The organism is Nocardiopsis xinjiangensis YIM 90004 (genome assembly GCF_000341145.1).
Taxonomy (GTDB): Bacteria; Actinomycetota; Actinomycetes; order Streptosporangiales; family Streptosporangiaceae; genus Nocardiopsis; species Nocardiopsis xinjiangensis.
Map to the genome: position 1 here is coordinate 1 of NZ_ANBE01000076.1, position 1,195 is coordinate 1,195.

General features: G+C 72.1%; 1 pseudogene. It reads right to left on the reverse strand.

Annotated features, from left to right (window positions below):
- Nucleotides 1-272: 272 nt before the first annotated feature.
- Nucleotides 273-1,195: pseudogene (locus D473_RS27555) on the reverse strand (glycosyltransferase family 2 protein); the annotation flags it as partial.

The window sequence follows — 1,195 nt, forward strand, 5'->3', positions numbered from 1 at the left end:
GGCTCCCACTCCCCCAACCCAGGCACGACCACCGAACCGTAATCGTTGCGCACGACCCACGGGCGCCCGATCATCGGCGGGACGGGCAGTGGGCGGGCCTCGACCCCGGGAACAGTTCCGGAAATGTCGGTGGTCATGGGGTTCCTCCCGAGGCGTCGGGTGTGCGGTGCGCGGCCTCAGCGTAACCAACACGATCACCGTGTGTATTCAGTTGAACGCGTGTCGCACTCGCCCTGGGCGGGCGCCCGGACGGAGCACCGCACGGCCCCGGGTCAGCGCACCACCTTCCGCAGGAGCCGCTGCCCGATCCCCGGGGTGAACCAGCGGAGCTTGCGCTCGGCCCGGACCGCGCGGGCGCGCAGCCGTTCGGTCTCGGCCTGGGCCCGTTCGAGCTCGCGGCACAGTTCCTCGGTGTTCTTGTCCCCGAGCTTCCTCCGGTCGGCCTTCGACTTCGCGGTCCCCCGCTTCCCCTTCGCCCGTTCCGTCGCCTCCGCCTCGGGTCTCGCTCTCACGGGTGTGGCCACACCTTCGTCCTCGGCTTCCTCGGTGACCACGAAGGCGGCGCCGGGCATCCAGTGGGTACCGGCCACCTTCTCGACCACCCGGTCCAGGGCACCGCCCTCGGCCTCGGGCGCGAGGTGGCGTGCCCGGGCGAAGGAGGCAGCGCGTTCCAGTCGCAGGAGACCGCCGCCGGCCCTGGTGGCTCCGGGCAACGGTGCGCACAGCAGCCCGGCCCCGGCTCGGTCGAGCTCACGCACCAGGTCGGTGACGGCCTTCTCGGTCGGGTGGGCGCCGGCGGGAACGTACAGGCGGTAGGGCACGCTCGGGTCCGGTCCGGGTGCGGCCTCGACGAAGTGGACACGCGCATCACCACGGAAGGTCTCCCGGATCAGCCGAAGGTCGAGGCGCTCCTCGTCGAGCGGGGCACGGCGCCCCTCGTCCAGTTCCGACCAAGGGCCGATGGCCCAGACCCGCAGGTCGGGGGTGCTGCCCTCGAGCAAGGCGGAGACGGTGGTGTCGGTCTCCTCCAGGGTGTGTCCGTCCACGTCGACGAACACGTCCGCGTAGGGCACCTCCCACTGGCGGTCGGGACGCTTGCGGCGCAGGTGGAACTCGGGGACCCGGTTGGACACGTACGGGGAGCGGTAGCGGGTGCCGGCCTCGCGCCGGGTCTGCATCTGTGTGCGCCCCAGGT